Source organism: Actinomadura coerulea (assembly GCF_014208105.1).
In the GTDB taxonomy this organism is placed as follows: Bacteria; Actinomycetota; Actinomycetes; order Streptosporangiales; family Streptosporangiaceae; genus Spirillospora; species Spirillospora coerulea.
Window position 1 is genome coordinate 1925947 of record NZ_JACHMQ010000001.1, and the last position, 21446, is coordinate 1947392.

The 21446-nt window shown below is 75.7% G+C and carries 20 protein-coding genes; 8 read left to right on the plus strand and 12 right to left on the minus strand.

All coding sequences use genetic code 11. The features are described 5' to 3' along the window. Positions 1-67: 67 nt before the first annotated feature. From BKA00_RS08835 to BKA00_RS08855, 5 genes are all read right to left on the minus strand, one after another. Complete coding sequence (locus BKA00_RS08835; protein WP_185024451.1) at positions 68-1153, minus strand: helix-turn-helix transcriptional regulator; 1086 nt, start codon at positions 1151-1153, stop codon at positions 68-70. A gap of 43 nt (positions 1154-1196) precedes the next feature. Then, positions 1197-2486: an isochorismate synthase gene (locus BKA00_RS08840; protein WP_185024452.1), complete on the minus strand. Its 1290-nt coding sequence runs from the start codon at positions 2484-2486 to the stop codon at positions 1197-1199. A gap of 147 nt (positions 2487-2633) precedes the next feature. Next, positions 2634-3221: a biotin transporter BioY gene (locus BKA00_RS08845; RefSeq protein WP_185024453.1), complete on the minus strand. Its 588-nt coding sequence runs from the start codon at positions 3219-3221 to the stop codon at positions 2634-2636. A 105-nt stretch (positions 3222-3326) separates the two neighbouring features. Further along, a complete protein-coding gene (locus BKA00_RS08850; protein WP_185024454.1) occupies positions 3327-4043 on the minus strand; it encodes a spermidine synthase family protein in 717 nt (238 codons plus the stop codon). Between the two features lie 87 nt (positions 4044-4130). Then, positions 4131-5105: a GlxA family transcriptional regulator gene (locus BKA00_RS08855; RefSeq protein ID WP_221493072.1), complete on the minus strand. Its 975-nt coding sequence runs from the start codon at positions 5103-5105 to the stop codon at positions 4131-4133. 111 nt (positions 5106-5216) lie between these two features. Here BKA00_RS08855 and BKA00_RS08860 point away from each other — a divergent pair, with 111 nt between their 5' ends. Further along, positions 5217-6035 (plus strand): NAD(P)H-dependent oxidoreductase, encoded by an 819-nt coding sequence (locus tag BKA00_RS08860; RefSeq protein ID WP_185024456.1) that lies wholly within the window; start codon positions 5217-5219, stop codon positions 6033-6035. Here the strand turns inward: BKA00_RS08860 and BKA00_RS08865 are convergent. Continuing rightward, positions 5990-6979, minus strand: a complete 990-nt coding sequence (locus tag BKA00_RS08865; protein ID WP_185024457.1) for an LAGLIDADG family homing endonuclease — start codon at positions 6977-6979, stop codon at positions 5990-5992. The two genes, BKA00_RS08860 and BKA00_RS08865, sit on opposite strands and share 46 nt — an antisense overlap. 193 nt (positions 6980-7172) lie before the next feature. Between BKA00_RS08865 and BKA00_RS08870 the strand changes: the two genes are divergently transcribed. Then, the gene (locus BKA00_RS08870; protein WP_230299098.1) at positions 7173-8759 is read left to right on the plus strand and encodes a glycoside hydrolase family 10-like protein; all 1587 of its coding nucleotides are present in this window, start codon (positions 7173-7175) and stop codon (positions 8757-8759) included. A 57-nt stretch (positions 8760-8816) separates the two neighbouring features. Continuing rightward, positions 8817-9017 carry a DUF3040 domain-containing protein gene (locus tag BKA00_RS08875; RefSeq protein WP_185024459.1) on the plus strand — a complete coding sequence of 67 codons (201 nt, stop codon included), beginning with the start codon at positions 8817-8819 and terminating at the stop codon, positions 9015-9017. Between the two features lie 134 nt (positions 9018-9151). On the opposite strand, the gene BKA00_RS08880 is transcribed toward BKA00_RS08875, so the two are convergent. Continuing rightward, on the minus strand, positions 9152-9751 hold the full coding sequence (locus BKA00_RS08880) for a dihydrofolate reductase family protein (RefSeq protein ID WP_185024460.1): 600 nt from the start codon (positions 9749-9751) through the stop codon (positions 9152-9154). Beyond that, positions 9748-10641 (minus strand): metalloregulator ArsR/SmtB family transcription factor, encoded by an 894-nt coding sequence (locus BKA00_RS08885; RefSeq protein WP_185024461.1) that lies wholly within the window; start codon positions 10639-10641, stop codon positions 9748-9750. Before BKA00_RS08885 ends, BKA00_RS08880 begins: the two co-directional genes overlap by 4 nt. A gap of 620 nt (positions 10642-11261) precedes the next feature. Here BKA00_RS08885 and BKA00_RS08890 point away from each other — a divergent pair. Then, entirely contained in the window at positions 11262-11702 is a 441-nt protein-coding gene (locus BKA00_RS08890; protein ID WP_185024462.1) for an ATP-binding protein, read from the plus strand. Between the two features lie 48 nt (positions 11703-11750). Here the strand turns inward: BKA00_RS08890 and BKA00_RS38200 are convergent, their stop codons facing one another. Together BKA00_RS38200 and BKA00_RS08905 are read right to left on the minus strand one after the other, a co-directional pair. Continuing rightward, positions 11751-12872, minus strand: a complete 1122-nt coding sequence (locus BKA00_RS38200) for a helix-turn-helix transcriptional regulator (protein ID WP_221493073.1) — start codon at positions 12870-12872, stop codon at positions 11751-11753. A 140-nt stretch (positions 12873-13012) separates the two neighbouring features. Next, positions 13013-15883: a hypothetical protein gene (locus BKA00_RS08905; protein ID WP_185024464.1), complete on the minus strand. Its 2871-nt coding sequence runs from the start codon at positions 15881-15883 to the stop codon at positions 13013-13015. Between the two features lie 153 nt (positions 15884-16036). Here BKA00_RS08905 and BKA00_RS08910 point away from each other — a divergent pair, with 153 nt between their 5' ends. Then, the gene (locus BKA00_RS08910; RefSeq protein WP_185024465.1) at positions 16037-17080 is read left to right on the plus strand and encodes an EamA family transporter; all 1044 of its coding nucleotides are present in this window, start codon (positions 16037-16039) and stop codon (positions 17078-17080) included. A gap of 10 nt (positions 17081-17090) precedes the next feature. On the opposite strand, the gene BKA00_RS08915 is transcribed toward BKA00_RS08910, so the two are convergent. Then, positions 17091-17915, minus strand: coding sequence for an ABC transporter permease (locus BKA00_RS08915; protein WP_185024466.1), 825 nt, complete (start codon positions 17913-17915; stop codon positions 17091-17093). An 18-nt stretch (positions 17916-17933) separates the two neighbouring features. Next, on the minus strand, positions 17934-18881 hold the full coding sequence (locus tag BKA00_RS08920; RefSeq protein ID WP_185024467.1) for an ATP-binding cassette domain-containing protein: 948 nt from the start codon (positions 18879-18881) through the stop codon (positions 17934-17936). A 94-nt stretch (positions 18882-18975) separates the two neighbouring features. On the opposite strand from BKA00_RS08920, the gene BKA00_RS08925 reads away from it, so the two are divergent. From BKA00_RS08925 to BKA00_RS08935, 3 genes are all read left to right on the plus strand, one after another. Continuing rightward, entirely contained in the window at positions 18976-19701 is a 726-nt protein-coding gene (locus BKA00_RS08925; protein WP_185024468.1) for a TetR/AcrR family transcriptional regulator, read from the plus strand. Between the two features lie 55 nt (positions 19702-19756). Continuing rightward, a complete protein-coding gene (locus BKA00_RS08930) occupies positions 19757-21103 on the plus strand; it encodes a VWA domain-containing protein (RefSeq protein WP_185024469.1) in 1347 nt (448 codons plus the stop codon). Positions 21104-21166: 63 nt separating this feature from the next. Continuing rightward, a complete protein-coding gene (locus BKA00_RS08935) occupies positions 21167-21385 on the plus strand; it encodes a hypothetical protein (RefSeq protein WP_185024470.1) in 219 nt (72 codons plus the stop codon). The last annotated feature ends 61 nt before the right edge of the window (positions 21386-21446 follow it).

Genomic DNA, 21446 nt, shown 5'->3' on the forward strand with positions numbered 1-21446 from the left:
ATGACGAGTGCCGGCGGGAGAAGGTAACAGGAGACGAGGATCGGCTGGCTGGCGGTGGTTCCTGCGCTCAGCCTCCTCGCGGGTCTTCGCGTCCGATGGTGGGGCGGGTGTGGTCGGGGGTGTAGCGGGCGGCGAGGGCGCGGGCGGTGTCGGCGATCATGTCGCGGAGGTGCGGGGGGTCGATGACCTCGACGTCGGCGCCGAGTTTGAGGAATTCGACGTGGGCGTGGCGGACGGATTCGATGGGGAGGGTGGCGTGGATCCAGCCGTCGGGGCCGGGTGGGGTGGCGGTGTCGAGGGCGGCGCGGGCCATGGTGGGCGGGAGGAGGATCTGGGAGCGGGTGAGGCCGTCGGGGGAGAGTTTGACGGTGGCGTGCTCGCGGTAGGCGTCGGCTTCGAAGCGTTCGGCGTAGGCGGCCCAGAAGGCGGCGAGGTCGAATCCGTGGGGGCGGTCGAAGTGGCCGGGGAGGGCGCGCAGGGTCAGGACGCGTGAGACGCGGTAGGTGCGGGGGTCGCGCGCGATGCCGTCGGGTGCGTCGCCGGCGGTGTCGCTGTCGGCGGTGCCGGTGTCGGGCGGGTCGCTGGGGGCGGGGCGGGCGATGAGGTACCAGGAGCCCGCCTTGAGGACGACGCCGAGGGGTTCCAGGTGGCGGGTGACCTGCTGGGGGCGGCGCCAGCGGCGGTAGAGCACCTCGATGCGGTGCTGGTTCCAGACGGCGTCGGCGATGGCGTGCAGGTGGGGGACGTCGTCGGGGGTGCGGAACCAGCCGGGGGCGTCGAGGTGGAAGCGTTCGCGGATGCGGGAGGCGCGGGTGCGCAGGTCGGGTGGCAGGGCGGCCATGAGTTTGAGTTCGGCGGCCAGGACGTCGCCGAGGCCGAGCTGGGAGGCGGGGCCGGGCAGGGCGGACAGGGTGAGGGATTCGGCTTCGGTGGCGGTGAGGCCGGTGAGGCGGGTGCGGTAGCCGTTGAGGAGGCGGTAGCCGCCGTCGGGGCCGCGGTCGGCGTAGACGGGGACGCCGGCGGCGCTGAGGGATTCGACGTCGCGGTAGACGGTGCGGACGGACACTTCCAGTTCGGCGGCGAGTTGGCGGGCGGTCATGCGTTCCCTGGTCTGCAGGAGCAGCAGGAGGGACAGCAGCCGGCTCGCGCGCATGGGTCCAGTGTGCCGGTGGGGGGCGGTCGGTGGTGCTGGGGGGTCAGCCGTGCAGGGCGTACTGCATGGGGCGGAACTTGGCGCGGGCTTCGGCGAGTTCGGCGTCGGGGTCGGAGTCGGCGACGATGCCGCAGCCGGCGAACAGGCGGGCGCGGGTGCCGTCGATCTCGGCGCAGCGTAGGGCGATGCCCCATTCGCCGTCGCCGCGGGCGTCGATCCAGCCGACGGGGCCGGCGTAGCGGCCGCGGTCCATGCCCTCGAGTTCGCGGATGAGGTCCATGGCGGTGTCGGTGGGGGTGCCGCAGACGGCGGGGGTGGGGTGCAGGGCGGCGACGACGTCGAGGACGGAGCGGTCGGCGGCCAGGCGTCCGCGCAGGGGGGAGGCGAGGTGCAGGACGTTGGGGAGGGTGAGGAGTTCGGGTTCGTCGGGGACGGTGAGGTGGGCGCAGAGGGGGGTGAGGGCGTCGCGGACCATTTCGGCGGCGTAGCGGTGCTCTTCGCGGTCCTTGGGGGAGGTGAAGAGGCGGGCGGCGCGGGCCTGGTCGTCGGCGGGGGTGTCGCCGCGGGCGGTGGTGCCGGCGAGGACGAGCGATTCGATGTCGCCGCCGGTGCGGCGGATGAGGAGTTCGGGGGTGGCGCCGACCATGCCGGCGCAGGAGAAGGTGTAGCAGCCGGGGTAGCGGGCGGCGAGGCGCTGGAGGAGGACGCGGGCGTCGATGGGGGTGTCGGCGCGGACGGTGAGGTCGCGGGCGAGGACGACTTTGCCGAGGTGGCCGGTGTTGTCGGCGGGGCGGGGCGGGGGTGGGGCGGTGTCGGGCCGGAGGTGGCCGCGGCGGATGCGGTCGACGGCGGTGGCGACGGCGTGCTTCCAGGCGTGTTCGGGGAGGGCGCCGTCGCTCCAGCGCAGGCCGGTGGGTGCCTGGGGCGGGTTGGCGAGGGTGAGGGGGTCGGTGTCGTCGCCGATGGTGGTGAGCCAGGCGTGGCCGTCGCGGCGGCCGAGGACGCGGCGGGGGATGATGAGGGTGGAGTCGGGGGATTTGGGGTCGAAGCCGAAGGTGCCGAAGGCGACGGGTCCGGAGCCGGGGACGTTGACGGTGTCGTCGACGGCGGCGGCGTCGAACAGGTCGCGGAGCATGCGGGCGGCGGCGTCGAAGCGGTCGTGGCCGCCGGGGAGGGTGAGGCGGGCGGCTTCGCCCCAGCCGACGATTCCTTGGCCGTGGCGGATCCAGGCGAGCGCGGAGGGGTGCGGAAGCCGCGCGATGAGGTCGCCCGGGTCGGGGATCGGGACGGTGCGGACGGTGAGTCGGTCCGGTGCTGTCACGGCGAGCTTCACGTGAGCCACTGTACGCCAGATTTGAACCTGTTCAAACGGGCGGGGTGGCGGTGGGGTGAGGTGTGCGCCACAGCGGCCTGGTTGCGCGTATGCCCCGTCCGTCCCGTCCTCATGCGGGGAGGGGGCGAACGGGGCGGTGCGCGGGGGTCAGCGGCGGGCGGCGCCGGTGAGCTTCCAGGCGGCGGGCAGCAGTCCGGCGGCCAGCAGGACCTTCAGCGCGTCGCCGGCCAGGAACGGGGTGACGCCCAGGTCGAGCGCCTTGGCGAGGTCGACGTGCAGGGCGGCCATCAGGTAGGGGACGCCGGCGGCGTACATGATGGCGGTTCCGGTGAGCATGGTGCCGATGGTGCGCAGCGGGGTGCGGTCGCCGCCGAGCTGGGCGAGGCGTCCGACGACGGCGGCGGCGGCGACGAATCCGATGACGTAGCCGAGGGTGGGGAATCCGGCGCCGGAGGTGCCGTCGGTGAACCAGGGGACGCCGGCCATTCCGGCGAGCAGGTAGACCAGCATGCCGAGGCCGGCGCGGCCGAAGCCGAGGGCGGCGCCGGTGAGCAGGACGGCGAAGGTCTGCCCGGTCACCGGGACGGGGGTGCCGGGCAGCGGGACCGCGATCTGCGCGGCGAGGCCGACGAAGGCGGCGGCGCCGATGACGAGCGCGGCGTCGCGGGCCAGTGAGCCGGGCAGCAGGTCGCCCAGGACGGCGGGGCGCCGCCGGGTTGCGTGGGCAGTAGCCACAGATCCTCCCAAAACGGTTGTGTCAGGCCGAAACCTAGCGAACTGCCTTTCCGGAGTGGACGCCGCGGCCTACAGAAACCGGCGCCTCCGCTTTGTCGCCGCCCCTCAGCCGAGGGCGGCGCGCGGGCCGCGGGCGAGGTAGACCACGTCGGGCTCGCCGCGCGGCACCGGGACGGGCCTGGCCTCCACGGAGCCGAACCGGTCCCGCAGCAGCGCCTCGAACGCCGGGGCGGCGCCCGCGCTCCACACCGCGAGCACGCCGCGCGGCGTCAGCAGTTCCGCGAGGGCGTCCAGGCCCGTGGCCGCGTACAGGCGGGCGTTGCCGGGGGTGACGGTCCAGTCGGGGCCGTTGTCGATGTCCAGGCACACCGCGTCGAAGCGGCCCGTGCCGGGGGCGGTGACGTAGTCGAGCAGGTCGGCGCGTTCGACGGTGACGCGGGGGTCCTCCAGCGCGCCCCGGGACCAGGGCCGCAGCGCGGTGGCGTGCCAGGCGATGACGGCGGGCTCGCGCTCGACGACGGTGACGTGCTCCACGCCGCCGCCGGTGAGGGCCTCGACGAGGGAGAACCCGACGCCCAGGCCGCCGATGAGGACCCGCGCCGGCCCGCCGGGGCCCGGCGCGGCCGCGTCGAGGGCGGCGCGGACCAGCAGCCGCTCGGACTCGCCGTTGCGGGTGTCCATCAGGAACACGCCGTTGCTGATGATCTCGTAGTCCCCGCCCGCCCGGCGCAGCACCAGTTCGCCGCCCAGGCCGGCGGCGCGCTCGACCACCTCGGCCGGCGCCCGCGCCGGCTCCTCGCGCGTGTGCGCAGCCGATCCCATGACCGCACCCTAGCCGCCGCGGAGGCCGGGTCCGGACGGACGGTGCCCGGCGCGGGGCCGGGGCGGCCGGGGGGCGCGCCTGACCGCTCAGGCGCCGCCCGGGCCGCGGAACGTCGCGCGGTAGGACGAGGGCGACACCCCGATCGCCGCGTGCAGGTGCGCGCGCAGCGACGCCGCCGTCCCGAACCCCGCCCGCTCGGCGATCCGCTCCACCGGCAGGTCGGTCTCCTCCAGCAGCCGCCGCGCCGCCTGGACCCGCTGCGCCGTCAGCCACACCTGCGGCGACACCCCCGTCTCCTGCCGGAACCGGCGCGTGAACGTCCGCACGCTCATCGACGCCCGCGCCGCCAGCTGCGCCAAGGTCACCGGCCGGTCCAGCCGCTCCAGCGCCCACGCCCGCGCCGCGCTCGTCGAGGACGTCCCCTCGGGCGGCACCGGCAGCGCCGTGAACTGCGCCTGCCCGCCCTCGCGGTGCGGCGGCACCACCGTGCGGCGCGCCACGTCCCCCGCCACCGCCGCACCGTGATCACCGCGGATCATGTGCAGGCACAGGTCGATGCCCGCCGCCTCGCCCGCCGAGGTCAGCACCGCGCCCTCGTCGACGAACAGCACCGCCGCGTCCACCCGGACCGCCGGGAACATCGCCGCGAGCCGCCCGCACGACAGCCAGTGCGTCGTGGCGCGCCGCCCCTCCAGCAGCCCCGCCGCCGCCAGCACGAACGCGCCCGTGCACACCGACGCCACCCGCGCGCCCCGCCCCGCGGCCGCCGCCAGCGCCGCGGGCACCGGCCCCTCCCCGGGACGGGTCTCGTCCAGCAGGTGCGACGCCGGCACGACCACCGTGTCCGCGGCCTCCAGCGCCTCCAGCCCGTGCCGCACCGCCACCGCGAAGTCGGCGTCCGCCCGCACCGCCCCGGGCTCCACCCCGCACGACACCACCTCGTACAGCGGCGCGCCGTCCGCCGACCGCGCCTGCCCGAACAGCTGGTGGACGATGCCCAGCTCCATCGGCAGCACGCCCTCGCGCACCAGCACCGCCACCCGGTGGACCCCGCCTCCCATGGCCCGATCCTTGCACACCATGGCCGACCGGCCACTCGCCCCCGCCTGCGCCGACCCGGCAGCATCGGACCAGACCGGCAACACCGGCACACCGGGAAGGAAGACAGCTCCGTGAACGTCCTCTGGGTCTTCGCCCACCCCGATGGCCGCTCCCTCAACGGCGCGCTGCACGACCACGGCGCCGCGACCCTGCGCCGCGAGGGCCACAGCGTCCGCCACTCCGACCTGTACGCGATGGGCTGGAACCCCCTGGTCGGCCCCGCCGACTTCGGTCACGACCCCGCCGACCGCCTCCTCGTCGGCGCCGCGGCCGAACGCGCCCACGCCTCCGGAGCCCTGGCCCCCGACATCCGCGCCGAACACGGCAAGCTCTCCTGGGCGGACGCGCTGGTCGTGCAGTTCCCCCTGTGGTGGTACGGGATGCCCGCCATCCTGAAGGGCTGGTTCGACCGCGTGTTCGTCCAGGGCTTCGCGTTCGGCGTCACCGACGGCGACGGCCGCACCCTGCGCTACGGCGACGGCGGCCTGGCCGGGCGCCGCGCCCTGGTCGTCACTACCGCCGGCGCCCGCTCCTCCAGCCTGGGCCCCCGCGGCGTGCACGGCGCCGCCGAGGACCTCCTGTTCCCCCTCCTGCACGGCACGCTGTTCTACACCGGCATGGACGTCCTGCCGCCCCTGGTCGTCGCCGGCGCCGACCGCGCCGCCCCCGCCGACCAGGCCGCGGCCGCCGCCGCGCTGGACGCCCGCCTGCGCGCCCTGCCCACCGCCGATCCCATCGCCTACCGGAGCGAGCGCGGCGGTGACTACACCGACGACCTCACCCTGCGCCCCGCCCTGGCCCCCGGCCGCACCGACCTCTCCATCCACCGCCGCCGCCCTTCCGATCAGGCGATCGGGCGCGACAACGAACCGACATCCGGCGCAGCCTGACCGCCCTGCCTCTCGTTCAGGCAGCGGATATGACCCCGTCGGTCACCACATTCCCCGCGGCAGTGACAATCGCGTACATGGGTGCGCGGAGCTTCACGCACCATCCCGAAACCGAAATGGAGCAGGCAGTCGGTAATCATGTTCAGGATGTCCGGATCGGAGTTTGAGATCCTCAAGATGCCCTGGCTGCAGGACCCCTCTGCATCGAAGACACCGGCCAGGAAACCTTTCCGCCATCCTTCTGACGGCGTCGCCGCCGGCCACCGGACGAGCTCCTCGACAGCCCCGACCGCCGAGGCGCTCTGAGCGCGTACGGCGTGCATCTTCCGCCGTGCTTCCGTCGCCTCCGAGAAGACGAACTCGCGAGTGGGGACTCCGAAAGCGGAGAGGTAGCGGCGGCTTCGCTCCAGCGCCTCGCCGTCTGCCAATGCAAGGCGAAAGCGATGCACCACGGCATAGGGCCGGCCCGGGGCGCCCGGCGGATAATGCCCCAGTTGTCCGTCCCCTCGTATCATCCCGCACAGGTAACCTCGCCGGTAATCCTCATCAATCTCGGGAGGTGAGGCGAAGCGGCCGATTCCCATCAGGCCGTTGTTCACGGTGAGGTGCGGCCGTCTGAGGGATCCCCGTTCGGCTCCCGTGACGTGCTTCCAGCCCCGCTCGCTGAGCAGGCGCTGGTCGATGCCGACCGTAAGCCGGGTCCCGTCCTCCAGAGTCACCAGGAACGCGCGCCCGACTCTTCTCCGATGCTCGACGACGTGAGTGAGAAGGTACCGACGGTAGCGACCGGCCATGTGCGACCCGTAGACGCGGTCCGCGGAGCGGATCTCTCCCAAGCGCTTCAGGCGCCCGTCCGCCATCAGGATCGGAGTGTCCCCGGCGAATCCGGCGTTCACCCGCACAGCCGCGCGGGATGTCGTCCTGTCGGTAGGCGATTCCGGCATGCGATGCCCCCTTCATCACGCTCGTGAGCCGTAACGTCACGCAGAGTATGGAACGCGTGTTCGAAGATCGCAATGCGGGGATCAGGCGAAACGGGACGGTGAGGGATCACACGGGCGGCGGCGTTTCGTGCGTGGCATCCCGGCGCGTGCGTAACAATGGGCCGCTATGGCATGGCGATCCAGGACCCGGCAAGTGGCGGCGGCGTTGACGGCGGGAGCGTCGGCGGGCGCGCTCGCCGCCTGCGGCATCACCGCCTTCGGCGGCACGAGCGGGCGCGAGGACGGGCCCGTCCCCCCGGGGGCCAAGGCCGAGTGCCCCGGCGTCCCCGCCCCCGACGGCGCCGCGGGGCGCCAGCTGCGCGGCATGTGGATCGCCAGCGTCGGCAACACCGACTGGCCGCGGGACCCCGGCGCCTCCGCCGCCGACCAGCGCGAGCAGTTCACCCGCCTCCTCGACACCGCCGCCGCGATGAACATGAACGCGGTGTTCGTCCAGATCCGCCCGAACTCCGACGCGTTCTACGACTCCCCCTACGAGCCGTGGTCGCAGTGGCTCACCGGCACCCAGGGCAAGGACCCCGGCTACGACGTCCTGGCCTTCATGGTCAAGGAGGCGCACGCCCGCAACCTGGAGTTCCACGCCTGGTTCAACCCCTACCGCGTGTCCCGCCACGACGACCTGAAGAAGCTGTCGCCCAAGAGCCCCGCCCGCAAGCACCCCGACTGGGTCCGCAAGTACGGCAAGGGCCTGTGGTACGACCCCGGCCTGCCGCAGGTCCGCGACCTGGCGACCAACGCCGTCATGGACGTCGTCACCAAGTACGACATCGACGCCGTCCACTTCGACGACTACTTCTACCCCTACCCCGAGGACGGCGACTTCCCCGACGACGCCGCCTACAAGGCCTACGGCGACGGCATGAAACGCGCCGACTGGCGCCGCCGCAACGTCGACACCCTCGTGGAGTCGCTGTCGGGCCGCATCCACGCCGCCAAACCCTGGGTCCGGTTCGGCGTCAGCCCCTTCGGCGTGTGGCGCAACAAGAGCAGCGACCCCGACGGATCGGCCACCGCCGCCCTGCAGAGCTACGACGACATCTACGCCGACACCCGCAAATGGATCAAACGGGGATGGCTCGACTACGTCACCCCCCAGCTGTACTGGCCCATCGGCGACGCCCGCGCCGACTACGCCGAACTCGCCCCCTGGTGGGCCCGCCAGGTCAAGGGCACCGGCGTCCAGCTGACCATCGGGCAGGCCGCCTACCGCGTCGGCGAGGACGCCGCCTGGCGCAAACCCGCCGAACTGTCGCGCCACCTCACCCTGAACGCCAGATACCCGCAGATCGGCGGCGACGTGTTCTTCAGCGCCTCCGACATCGCCGCCAACCGGCGCGGATTCGCCGCCCGCCTCCGCGCCGACCACTACACCCGCCCCGCCGTCCCGCCCGTCCCCGCCAGGCGCGGCGGGCAGGCGCCCCCGCCCGTCCAGGGCACCGCCGCCGCCCCCGCCGCCGGCAAGGACGGCAAGGGCGTGAAGGTCACCTGGCGCGCCTCGCAGGGCGCCGCCTCCTACGCCGTCTACCGCGCCGAGGGCGCCAGGCCCGGCTGCGCGCCCGTCGACCCCCGCCGCCTCATCGCCGACGTCCGCGGCGGCGGCATCATCGACCCCACCGCCAAGCCCGGACGCTCCTACACCTACTCCGTCACCGCCCTGGACCGCCTCCACCACGAGAGCCCGCCCGGACGCGGCGCAACGGCCACCGCCCCCGAGGGATAATGATCATGCTCTGTGGGGAGGAAACTCACACCTGACCACCCCCCGGAGGTATGAAGCATGGCGCTGTCGATGGAGGAGCAGCGGATCCTCGGCCAGATCGAGGTCCGCCTGAAGGAGGACGACCCGCGGCTGGCCCAGCGCCTCGCCCGCCTCGGCACCCCCCGCGCCCGCCGCGCCCGCACGATCGTCCTCGCCGCGGCCGCCGTCATCATCGTCCTGGCCGCGATCGGCGCCGGAATCGCCGCCGCGATCCTCTAGACGCAGCCCGCCCGCCCCCGCCTGCTCCCGCTCCCCGCCGGAACCGGCCCTCGGCGACCGCGAGACGGCCGCGGCGGCGCCTCGAGCGCACCGCCGCGGCCGTCCCGGCACCGCCGGACGGCGGCACGGCCGGGTCAGCGGACGCGGTCGTAGACCACGGCCATCTCGCCCAGCTCGCCGGTCTCCCGGCGGCCGAGCGCCCACCTGGTGGACGGCAGGCCGTCCTCGAACAGCCGCCCCCCGCCCCCGGCGATCTCCGGCAGGATCATCAGGTACAGCCGGTCGACCAGGTCGGCGGCCAGCAGCGGCTTGATGACGCTGGGACTGCTGTTGACCAGGATGTCGCCCCCGCCCTCGGACCGCAGCTCCGCGACGACGTCCGCGGCGGGCGCGTTCACCACCCGGGTGCGTTCCCACGGCGCCTCGGACAGAGTGGTGGACAGCACCACCTTCTCCGTGTCGACCAGCCACTCGGCGTAGCCGCGGTCACGCGGGTCGGCGTCCGCGTCCCCGGCGACCGCCGGCCAGAAGCCCATGAACCCTTCGGCGTTGACCCTGCCGAGCAGCGCCGTCGTGGCGCCCTGGTGGATGCGGGTGAGGTGCTCCCGGGCCACCTCGCTGGTCACATACGGAACGAACATCCCGAAGTCGCTGGGGCCGCCGGGGCCGTGGTAGCGCCCGTCCAGGGTCAGGGCCAGGTTCGCGGTCACCCTGCGGTCGGCAGTGCCGGTCATTTCGTGCTCCTTGAATCATCGTGTTCGGAGTCGGTTGCCGCGTCGTGCTCGTTGTCGTGCCCCGCGCCGTGCGCGGAGTCCGCGGCGAGGACCGCCGCGAGCTTGTCCAGGCTCTGCCCGAAGCCGATCTCGATGCCCGCGACGAAGTCCGCGGACTCGACCGTGCTGCCGGTGAGCCGGACCCGGGCGTCCAGGCCGGTGCCGGCGCCCTCGGGGCGCAGAACGAGATCGACGTGGGCGGTGAAGGCCCGCTCCCCGTCCGGCAGCACCGGGGAGGACCGGTAGGACAGGCGCTCGCCCGGGCGCACCTCCTCGACCACGCCCTCGGCGCGCCCGGCGACCGCGTCCGCCCCGCCGGCGTCCTCGGCGTCGCGGTACTCCAGCACGACCCTGCCGCCCGGCCGCGCCTCGAAGACCAGCGCGGACACCCGCAGGTCCTGCGGCGCCCACCAGTCCGCCAGCAGCGACGGCTCGGTGAGGTGGCGCCAGACCTGCTCGGTGCCCCGCGGCAGCGACCGGGCGAAGGTGAACGTGCGGCCGTCGGCCCACCCCGCCTCCCGCGCGGCCAGCCGCTCCGCTACGAGGCCGGCCCCGTAGCGGTCGAAGGTCTCCCGCGCGCCGCCGGCCCGGTCCGCGTGGTCGGCGAGGCCGCCGAGCGCCGCCGCCAGGTCCCGCAGGGGACCGGGCCGCAGCGCGTAGACGCGGCGCTGCCCGGCCCGCTGGGAGGTGACGACGCCGGCGCGCTCCAGCGTCTGCAGGTGTTTGGTCGTCTGCGGCTGGCGCGCGCCGGCGAGCTGCGCCAGGACGCCGACCGGGCGCGGCCGCTCGGCCAGCAGGGCCACAAGCCGCCACCGGACCGGATCGGCCAGCGCGCTGAGAATGTCCTCCATAGCGCGAATAATTCCCCACAACGAATATTCTTGTCAAGGAATATTTGGAGGCGGACGACGCCGGGAGGGGGCGCTGGTGAGAAGGGGGCGCTGAGACGGCTCGCAGAAGGGGCCGGGGGAGGGCGCTGGCGGGAGGCGCGAAAGCGCCAAGGCCCCGGCGGGTTCAACCCGCCGGGGCCTTGGCGTCAAGCCGGTGTGGTGGTCGCCTCACGGCGAAAGGCACAACGAAGCTCCAGCCCGGACCGCATGGGACCGGCGGTATTCCCCGAAGGCATCAGGTAGAGCCCGGGGGACACATGCCACACCGACGCCCCCACTCTAGCGGCTCCGCGTCAGTGCCTCCTCCACCGCCACCCCGCACGTGAAGTTCACCTCACCCCGCGGTGAGGGTCGCCTGCGGCCGTGCACCGCCCCGCCGGGAGAAGCGTCCACGAATATGAGTCGATGCGGGGAATAGGGGGAGACCGGCAGGTCGCCGCGCCGAAGGCCCGCACCGACCGCACACCGACCGGCGGCCGGACCGGCACAGACGAGGAGACGCGGCAGTGCGCACCACGGGGACGGGCACCACCAGGCCTGCGGGCCACCGAACCAGGAACGGCGAAAACGGGGACGGCGGTGTGGAGGCGGCCTGGGATCTGGCCCCCGGCCCCGGCGCCGCCGCGCAGGCCCGCGCGCTCACCCGCCGGTCGCTGCGCCGCTGGCGCGTCACCGGCCCCGCCGACGTCGACGACGTCGTCCTCATCGTGGACGAGCTCGTCGCCAACGCCGTCGTGCACGGCACCGGGCCCGTCCGGCTGGCCCTGCGCCTGGAGGCCACCCGGGCCGGGGTCCGCCTCACCGGCGAGGTCGGCGACGGCGACCCCCGCGCGCCCGGCGCGCCCGCCGGGCCGCCGCCCGTCCTGGAGTGGTCCGAGGCCGGCCGCGGCCTGCTCCTGGTCGCCTCCCTGGCCACCGAGTTCGGGACCCGGCCCGCGCCGCCGGGCAAGGCCGTCTGGTTCACCCGCGACCTGGACCCCCTGGACGCCCCCGCCCTCACCGCCGACACCCCGACCGGCTGAGTCCCCCGGCCCGGCCGAAACCGGCGGGCCCGCACCGGCGCGCGGGGATCAGGCCTGCAGGGGGCAGCGGTCCACCACCCACACGTCCTCCTCCCGGCCCGCGGGCGGCAGTGGCGGCTCGTCGGTGAGCCGGTCCAGATGCCACTCGATGTGGGCGAGCGGGCCCCGCCAGCCCGCCAGCAGGTCGGCCAGCGGGCGCGGCGGCCCCGGCGGCCCGTAGGGGCGCGGGTCGGGCAGCTCGCCCTCCCACAGCGCGTCATCGCAGTCGGCCGCCCAGTGCGCCACCGCCTCCAGCACCTGCCGCAGATCGCGCGCCAGATCGCCCAGCGACCGCAGCGCCATCGCGTCCTGGATCATCCGCTCCCGCGCGTCGTAGGTCAGGTCCCGCCCGAACGCCGGCGGGAACGGCGGCGGGCGGCCCTCCAGCACCGGCTCCTCGCCCGTCGCCGCCGACCGGATCGCGGCCGCCTGCCACCGCGTCCACTCCGCCAGATGCCCCAGCACGCCCCGCAGCGCCGCCGCGCCCGCGCCGCCGCCGCGGGCCTGCGCGGCCGCGTCCCGCAGCCGCGACCGCACGAACTCCAGCCGGTCCAGCGTCCACGCCCGCGCCCGGGCCGCGCCCGCCGCGCCCGCCGGGCCCCGCGGCCCGGCCGCCGGGCGCGGCACCGGCACCCGCAGAGCCGCCAGCAGGTCGTCCAGGTCCCGCACCTCGGCGCCCCGCCCCGACAGCACCGCCGCACCGATCCGGTCGAGGCGGAACATCCGCGGCCCGTCGCGCATGCGGCACCACCCCACCAGGTACTCCCCGTAGGGGGCCACGACCAGGCCGTGCGCCTCCACGTCCCGGAAGCTGCGCGCGCCCGCCCGGTCGGTGTAGGCCAGCCGCACGACCCGCCGGGCGCGGACCGCCTCGGCGAGCGTGTCGTGCACCGGGCCCATCAGCGACCCCACCTCGCTCAGCGGCTCGCGCGCCGCGGGCGCGGGCAGCGCGTACCCGCGGCCCCTGCGGGCCCGCACCGGCAGCCCGCCGTGCGTCAGCAGCTCCACGTCGCGGCGGACGGTCCGCTCGCTGACCCCCAGACGCGCCGCCAGCGCCGCCGGGTCCAGCGGGTCGGGCGAGGCCGCCCGCAGCTCCGCGACGAGCGCCAGCAGCCGGTCTACGCGATCCACGCCCCCATCGTGACCGCGCCCGCCCGCGAATCACCCTTCCACGGGGGCTGAGAACCCTTACCGGCGCGGGGTTTCGGGCCCCGCGCCGGACCCGCGGCGCCGCGGGATCCCGCCGCCGGGCGGTGAGCCCGGGGCGGGGGTCAGCGGCCCGACAGCTCCACCGCCAGGCCCTCGAAGTCGGCCGCCGCCAGCGACAGCGCGCTGCCGATCGCCTGCGTGGCCTCCGCGCTGCCCAGATGCCGCGTCGCGGCGCGGTCCAGGTAGGCCTCCACGAGCCGCGCCCCGGTCAGCCGGCCCCGCGGGCGCAGCGAACCCACCTCGCGGTGCACCACCGCCCACGCGTCCGAGCCCAGGCGCAGGCTGCGCTCCTCGGCCAGCAGCCGCACCAGCGCCGCGCGCGCCTGCGCGCCCGACAGGTCCGGCAGCCGCACCGCCCGCATGTCGGTCACCAGCTCCGGCGACGCCGCCGACAGCTCCCCGACGCGGTCGGGCTCGCAGGTGCCCAGCAGCGCCGTGTCGTTCACGCCCTCCAGCCGCGTCCGGTACAGCACCGAGGCGTAGGCGGGGCCCTGCGACTCGTCCAGGATCAGCCCGTCCAGGCCGTCCAGCAGCAGGACGTGCCCGGCGTGCTCCTCCAGTGCCGCGCGCAGCCCGTCGGGGCCGTGCTCGCGCAGGTCCTCGGCGTGGACGGCGTGGACCTCGCCGCTGGAGGCCTCCACCTCCGCCAGCGCGCGGGCCGTCATCCGCGCCAGCCGCCGCTGCCCGCTGGAGGGCGCGCCGATGAGCAGCAGCGCCGGCGCCGACGCGCTCGACACCTCCTGGCCGCGCAGCCGCCGCGCCCACTTGCCGCGCCGCCGCACCTCGGTGATGACGCGTTCGATGTCGTCGGCGCCGCACAAAAACCGGATCCCGTAGGCCTCGGCGACCTGCGGGGCCGGCTCGGCGGCGGGCGCGGGCCGCAGCGGGGGCGGCGGCTCGGGGACCGGCGCCGGGGGAGGCGGCAGGGAGGGGGCCGGCAGGTCCGCGTGGGGCGGCGGTGGCGGTGGCGCGTCCGCGCCGGGCCAGGCCGGGCCCGGATCGAGCTGGGTGCGGAACGCGTCGGTGTCCAGCTGCGTCTGGTGCGGTTCCGACGGCCACACCGGCTCCGGGACCGGCTCCCGCTCCGGCGGCGGCTCGGGAGCCTGCTCCCGCGCGGGGGCGGGCGCCGGGGGAGGCGGGGGAGGCGCGATCCGCGGCGGCGGCGCGTCGGACGCGAACGGGTCCGGCGAGGGCGGCGGAACGGGCGGCGGGACGGGCGGCGGCGGGACGGAGTCGTGGCCGCGCTGCTCGCCGTGGGACTGCTCGGGCAGGCCGTGCTCGTGGGAGCCCGGCTCCGGCGGCGACCCGGGCGGGGGCGGCGGCACGTACCGGAAGGGCGGTTCCAGCGAGGACGGGGCCGGCGGTTCGGGCGCGGCGGGCGGGGCGGGCGCCGGGACCGGCGGGGCGGCCGGGGGCGGGGCGGGCGCCACCGCCGGCGGCGGGCCCGGGGCCTCCTGCGCCGGCTCGGGCACCGGCGCGACCGGCAGGTCGGCGCCGGCGGCGGCGCGCTCGGCGGCCATGTGGGCGCGGGCGGCCTTGATGATGTCCCACGCCGACAGCTCGTCGGTGGAGGGCGGGGTGTGCATGGCCGGGGAGGTCAGCTCCGCCGCGACCGCCTGCGGCACCGCGAACCCCGTCGACGGCGGCGGCACCTGCGCCAGCCGGCACCACGTCAACCCGAGGGTGTAGCTGGTGGCCAGCAGCGCGGCCAGGGCGTCGGGGTCCTCGCCGCGCAGCGCGTCGGGCAGGCGCCCGTCGCGCGGCCACAGCGACCGCAGCGGGTGGGCCGGGTCGGTCAGCACCGCCTGCAGCGTGCGGGCGCTGTCGGCGTCCAGCCAGTGCTGCACCGCCGGCAACGCGCCCGGCGCGGCCTGCAGGTCGGCGGCCAGCACCGCGATCCCGGCGCGGCGGACCTCGTCGTGGCTGCGGCCCGCCGCGGCCGGGCGCGGCCCGCTCAGCCCGGCGACGATCTCCTGCAGGTCGTACAGGGCCAGGCGCAGGTACTCCCCGGGCGCGGTGTCGCGGACCATCGGGGTGGCGAACTCGGCGGGGCAGCGGCGCCGCCACTCCTGCAGGATCGCCTCGGGCCCGTACCGGACGGTGGCCATGTCCTGGTTGACCATGCGCAGGGACGCCGCGGTCACCGCGGCCAGCGCGTCGGCGCCGGGGCGGAACCGGGGGTCGGCCTGCAGCCCGGCGGCGACCTCGTACATGACGCGGGCGATGTGCGCGGCGCCGCCGCCGTCGCCGGCGCCGAGCCGGTGGACGTAGTAGCCGGCCAGGGTGGCGAAGTCCGGCGGCATCATCCAGTGCAGCTGGTCGGCGGAGGTGGTCAGGAACGGGATGAACGACTCGATCAGCGGGTGCTCGGTCAGCACCACCGGGGAGCCCGCGCACCACAGCAGCGCGCCCCACGCGGCGGCGACGGTGCTGGGCGTGCCCGGCTGGAACATCGGGTCGCGCTGGGCGAACTGCTGCGGGTTCACCGCCAGCGCGGTGGTCAGGGCCTGGGAGATGCGGGCGACGACGGCGGTGTCGGGGACTGGCCCGAGGAACCCCAGCGGCGCCACGCGCCCGGCCGACAGGTCCGGGCCGGTGGGGAACAGCTGCGGCGGGACGGGCGGCGTCCCGGCGCCCTGGGGCGCGGGGACGGCGACGCGGCGGTCCTCGGACTGCGCGGGGGGCGGGCAGGGGTGCCAGGTGCCGTCCAGGCCGCAGCGGTACCAGCGCCCCCAGGCGCCGTACAGCCACCACTCGCCGGCGCCCCACAGCATCCGCGCGGCGATCTGCGCCGCCCGGTCGGCCGGCTGCGCGCTGTGCCACCACGGTGAGGCCACCAGCTCGCGCACGTTGCCCTCGACCGAGGCGAACAGGTCGCCGCCCGGGCCGCCTCCGGTTCCGCCGGGCCCCGCCCCGGCCGACTGCCAGCTCATCCGGCGAATAGTAGTGGCCGCGGGCGTCACGTCCGGCATCGCCTGGATTGGCCGGTATCCCACCATCGACGTGTAAGGAGCGTTATGGCAGGATGCTCATTAGCCCGCCGGGAGCGGGCTCGGCGGCACACCGCACGACCCCGGGGGGTGAGGATGGACGGCGCCACGCGGACCCGCGCCCAGGGCCTGGCCCTGGCGCTGCTGTCCTCGGTGTGCTTCGGCGCGTCCGGGCCGTTCGGCAAGGCCCTCATCGAGGCCGGGCTCGGCCCCCTGCAGGCGGTGTGGCTGCGCATCGCGGTCGCCGCGCTGGTCCTGGCGCCGCTGCCGTTCGTGCTGCGGGGACGGGCCGCCGTCCGCGGCCTGCGGCCCCACCTGCCCGCCCTGGCCCTCTACGGCCTGACCGGCGTCGCCGGCTGCCAGGCGTTCTACTTCGTGGCCGCCTCCCGCCTGCCGGTCGGGGTGGCGATCCTGCTGGAGTTCAGCGGCCCGGTCATCGTGCTGGCGTGGCTGCGGCTGGTGCGCCGCGCCCCCGTCCACCGCACCGCCGCCGCCGGCGTCGCGATCGCCATGGCCGGCCTCGCCCTGGTCGTCCAGGTGTGGACGGGGCTGTCGCTGGACCCGGTCGGCCTGGCCGCCGGGCTCGGCGCCGCCGCCTGCCAGGCCAGCTACTTCCTCATCGTCGACCGCCTGGCGGGCCAGGTCGACCCCGTCGCCATCGCCTCCGCCGGCAGCGTCGTCGCCGCCGTCGCCCTCACCGCCCTGGCCGCGCCGTGGACGCTGCCCTGGCAGGTGCTGCCCGCCGAGGTGCCCGTCGGCGGGCACGCCGCGCCCGGATGGGTGCTGGTCGCCGTGATCGGCCTGGTCAGCACCGTCCTCGCCTACCTCACCGGCGTCGCCGGGCTCCAGCGCCTGTCGGCGCAGGTCGGCGGCGCCATCTGCTACACCGAGGCCGTCGCCGCCGCCCTCATCGCCTGGGCCGCCCTCGGGGAGCGCCTCACCGCCGCGCAGCTGACCGGCGGCGTGATCGTGCTGGCCGGCGCCTACATCGCCCAGCGCGCCACCGTCGCCCACCCCGAGGTCCTGCACGCCGCCGCCCCCGCGGACCGCCCGCCGGACGCCGCGCAGGGCAACGGGTCGGGCGGCGGCACCGGCGGCGGGACGGGCCCGCGGCACCGCACCGCCGCCCTGCCCCGGTGACCGCGCCCGGTCAGGCGTTCTCGCGGCGGAACCGGCGGGCGCCCAGCGCCACCGACGCCACCAGCAGCGCGACCGCCACCAGCGCCCCCTCCGCGACCGCCGCCGTCGCGTAGTCGCCCAGGAACGCCGCCCGCGCCGCGTCCACCATGTACCGGAACGGCGTGAACCGCGACACCGCGTCCAGCCACCCCGGCGCCAGGCTCATCGGCAGCAGGATCCCCGACAGCAGCATCAGCGGCAGCGTCACCGACGTCAGGATCGGCGCGAACGCGTCCTCGCTGCGCGTGCGCAGCGCCACCACGTAGGACAGGGACGCCACGCTCACCGCCAGCGCCACCACCAGCGCCAGCCCGACCGCGATCCCGCCCACCGGTGCCCGCAGCCCCAGCGCCAGCCCGACCGCCACCACCACCGCGCTCTGGAACGCGACCACGACGGTGTCGCGCAGGACCCGCCCCAGCAGCAGCGCGGTCCGGCTGGCCGGGGTGACCCGCAGCCGGTCCACCACTCCCGACCGCAGGTCCGCGATCAGCCCGAACCCCGCGAACCCGGCACCGAACAGCGCCAGCTGGATCAGCACCCCCGGCACGAACACCTGCCAGGCGGAGCCCGCGCCGAACCCGCGCACGTCGACCAGGTCCGACAGCAGCGGCCCGAACAGCACCAGGTACAGCAGCGGCTGCACCGCGCCGAACACCACCGCGACCTTGCTGCGCAGCGTCTGCCGCATGTACCGCAGGAAGATCAGGCGGGTGTCGGACGCGACCCGCGCGACGGACGCGACCCGCCCCGGCGACGCGGCCGGTCCGGCGGAAGCACTCTGTTCACCAGGCATGGGGGAGACTCCTCGGGTTCAGGCCGCGTCGCGCAGCGAGCGGCCGGTGACGGTGAAGAACACGTCGTCCAGCGTCGGACGGGCCAGGTTCAGCGCCGCCAGCTCGACGCCCGCGCCGTCCAGCGCGCGGATCAGGGACATCAGGGCCTTCTCGCCGTCCTCGACGGTGAGCCGCAGCGTCCCGCCGGACACGGCGGCCTCGCGGACGGCCGGATGCGCCGCCAGCGCCCTGCGGGCGCCCTCGACGCCGGCGGCCTCGGCCAGCTCCACCGTGACCACGTCACCGGCGACGCGGCGCTTGAGCTCGGCGGGCGTGCCCTCGGCGACGATGCGGCCCCGGTCGATGATCAGCAGCCGGTCGCACAGCGCGTCGGCCTCGTCCAGGTAGTGCGTGGTCAGGAACACCGTCGCGCCGTCCCTGTCGCGCATCGCGCGGATGTGGTCCCACAGGTTGCCGCGGCTCTGCGGGTCCAGGCCCGTGGTCGGCTCGTCCAGGAAAAGCAGCGGCGGACGGTGCACCAGCCCGAGCGCGATGTCCAGCCGGCGGCGCTGCCCGCCCGACAGCGACCCCGCCGGACGCCGCTCCAGGCCCTTCAGGTCCAGGTGCGCGCACAGCTCCGCTGTCCGCGCGGACCGGTCGCGCACCCCGTACAGGCGGGCCTGCAGGTCCAGCTCCTCGGCGACCGGGACGCCCGGGTCGGTGCCGCCGCCCTGCGCGACGTGGCCGATGCGGCGCCGCACCGCCGCCGGGTCGGCGCGCAGGTCGTGCCCCGCGACGGTCGCGGTCCCCGCGGACGGCGCCAGCAGCGTCGTCAGCATCCGCAGCGTGGTGGTCTTGCCGGCCCCGTTGGGTCCGAGGAACCCGACGACCTCGCCGGGCGCGACCGACAGGTCCACCCCGCGGACGGCCTCGACCGTCCCGTGCCCGCCGGTGAAGGTGCGGGCGAGCCCGCGTGCCTCGATCACGATGACCTCCTTGGAAGCGCCGGCCGCTAGCGTAACCCCAAATTTGCAGTCACTCCAAATTTTCAGTGACACCAGGGAAGGTATATTTCCGTGCATGGGTGAGGACCACGTCCCCGGCGCCGAGCCGGAACTGGGGCTGCGGGAACGCAAGAAGCGCGAGACGCGGCGCCGCATCGCCGACATCGCCACCGGCCTGTTCATGACCCGCGGGTTCGACAACGTCACCATCGCCGACGTCGCCCGCACCGCCGACGTGTCGGTCAACACCGTCTTCAACTACTTCCGGACCAAGGAAGACCTGTTCTTCGACCGGCAGGACGAGGTCATCGAGGCCGCCGGGCGCGACTTCCGCGACCGCCGCCCCGGCGAGGGCGCCGTGGCGCTGTTCCGCCGCCGCTTCTTCGAGGGCCTGGACGCCCGCGCCTACCAGACCGCCTTCCACGAGGGCTCGGAGGTCTGGACCCGCACCGTCCGCGACAGCCCCGCCCTCATGGCCCGCCAGCGCGAGATCGGCCGCCGGGCCCAGGACCGCCTCGCCGACCTGCTCGCCGAGGCCACCGGCGCCGGCCCCGACGACATCGCCCCCCGCGCCGCCGCCGCGATGATCTTCGCCGTGCAGAACACGCTCGTCGAGCAGATCGCCGACCGCAAGAGCGCGGGGGAGACCCTGCAGGAGATGGCCGAGGACGTCTACGCCGCCGCCGCCCGCGCCTTCGACCTGCTCGAACACGGCCTCGGCCGCTACGCCGCCGCACCCGCCCCCGCGCCCCCCGACCCGGCGCCCGGCCCCGGCGGCCAGGCCCCGGCCACCGGAAAATGAGTGTCGACCCACCGCAGATCATTCCTAGACTCCAGGGTTGCGGAGGCCGACAACCATGGACACCCCCACGCTCCTTGCCCACCTGCACCACCACGACACCGCCCTGACCCTGCCCCGGGGCGCCCACCTGCGCTGGGACGACGCGGACCTGCACCGCGCCGCGCACACCGGCGACCCCGAGGGCTACGCCCTGCTCGGCCTGGCCCCCGGCGTGCGGCCCTGGCAGCGCGCCCGCGTGCTGCTGCAGATCCTGGCCGCCTCCCAGGCCGGCCTGGACGACGGCGCCCGCGCCGTGCAGGCCCGCGTCGCCCGCGTCCTGACCCTGGGCCTGCCGCCCGCCCACGTCATCACCGTCCTGCTCGCCCTGCGGCGGCTGCGCGCCAACCACAAGCACACCACCCGCGCCGCGCTGCGGTTCGTCCTGGAGCACCCCGCCGCCGACGCCCTCATCGCCGCGCGCCGCCCCGCCCTGCGCGACTGCTTCGAGCACGCCCTCGGCACCGCCACCGCCCGCGGCTGCGCCGGCCGCATCGCCGGCGGCGACACCGCCTCGGAGTACCTCCAGCGGCGCCTGCTGCGCTTCCTCACCGACCCCGCCGCCGCGCACGACCGCGTCCGCGCCCTCTACGACCCCGGCCACACCACCGGGGGAAACGCGGCGGACGGAACAGCCGCGGTGGACAGGCCCGTGCTGCCCGTCGACGTCGTCCGCCGGCGGCCCGCCACCATCACCGCCACCAACCGCGGCGACATCGCCGCCACCCTCGTCCACCTGTACCGGGGCGGGCCCGCCGAAGACCTCCACACCGCCCTCGGCCGCTACGTCGGCGCCGCCGCCGCGGCGTTCCCCCGCTTCACCGGCACCCTCGCCCTGGTCCTGGACACCTCGGCCTCCATGCGCGGCTACGGCGACCGCGAATGGGCCGTCCTGTCCCAGGCCGCCGCGCTGCGCATGGTCCTGGCACAGGTGTGCGCCCGCCTGGAGGTCATCGAGACCGGCGGCGACGAAAGCGCCCCGCGCGGCGCCACCGACCTCGCCACCGGCGTCCTGGACGCCCTGGGCACCGAACCCGACCTGGTCGCCGTCGTCTCCGACGGCTACGAGAACGTCTTCCCCGGCGACCTGGCCAGAGTCATAACGAGCCTGCCGCACGCCGGCGTCACCACACCCGTGGTGTTCTGCCACTCCCAGTTCACCGACAGCGACGACCTGACCCTGCGCCGTCCCGCCCCGTCCCTGCCGCAGCGCGGCTTCTGGCACCAGGACGACTTCGCCGAACTGCTGCCCTGGATGTTCGGGCACTGCGACGCCGGCGCCCCCTGGCTGCGCGCCGCCCTGCACGACCGCCTGGACGCCCTCGACCGGCAGGCCGACACCCTCACCGCCCGCATCGCCGCCTGAACCGGCCACCTCAGCCTCGCCGGACACCGCCTCGGCACCCCCCAGCGGGCCGGCGCGCTCACCATGGTCCCGATCTCCGGGCCCGCCCGCCCCGGCTTCGTGCCGCCCCGCACCGGCCTCAAACTGACCCGCGTCGCCGACACCGGCGTGGCCATCGTCCCTCTATACAGAGGAGTAGCGCTCCCTCGACCTGCGGCTGTCCACCGTCACCGGCCCCACCTGGCCAGGCAGATCGTCACCGACGGCGACCGCACCGCCTACGCGTCCCTGTTCGCCCGCTGACACCCTCCAGGGGGCGTTTCCTGAGAAAAAGGGGTTGCCCCCGGGGCGCGGCGCCCGGTTG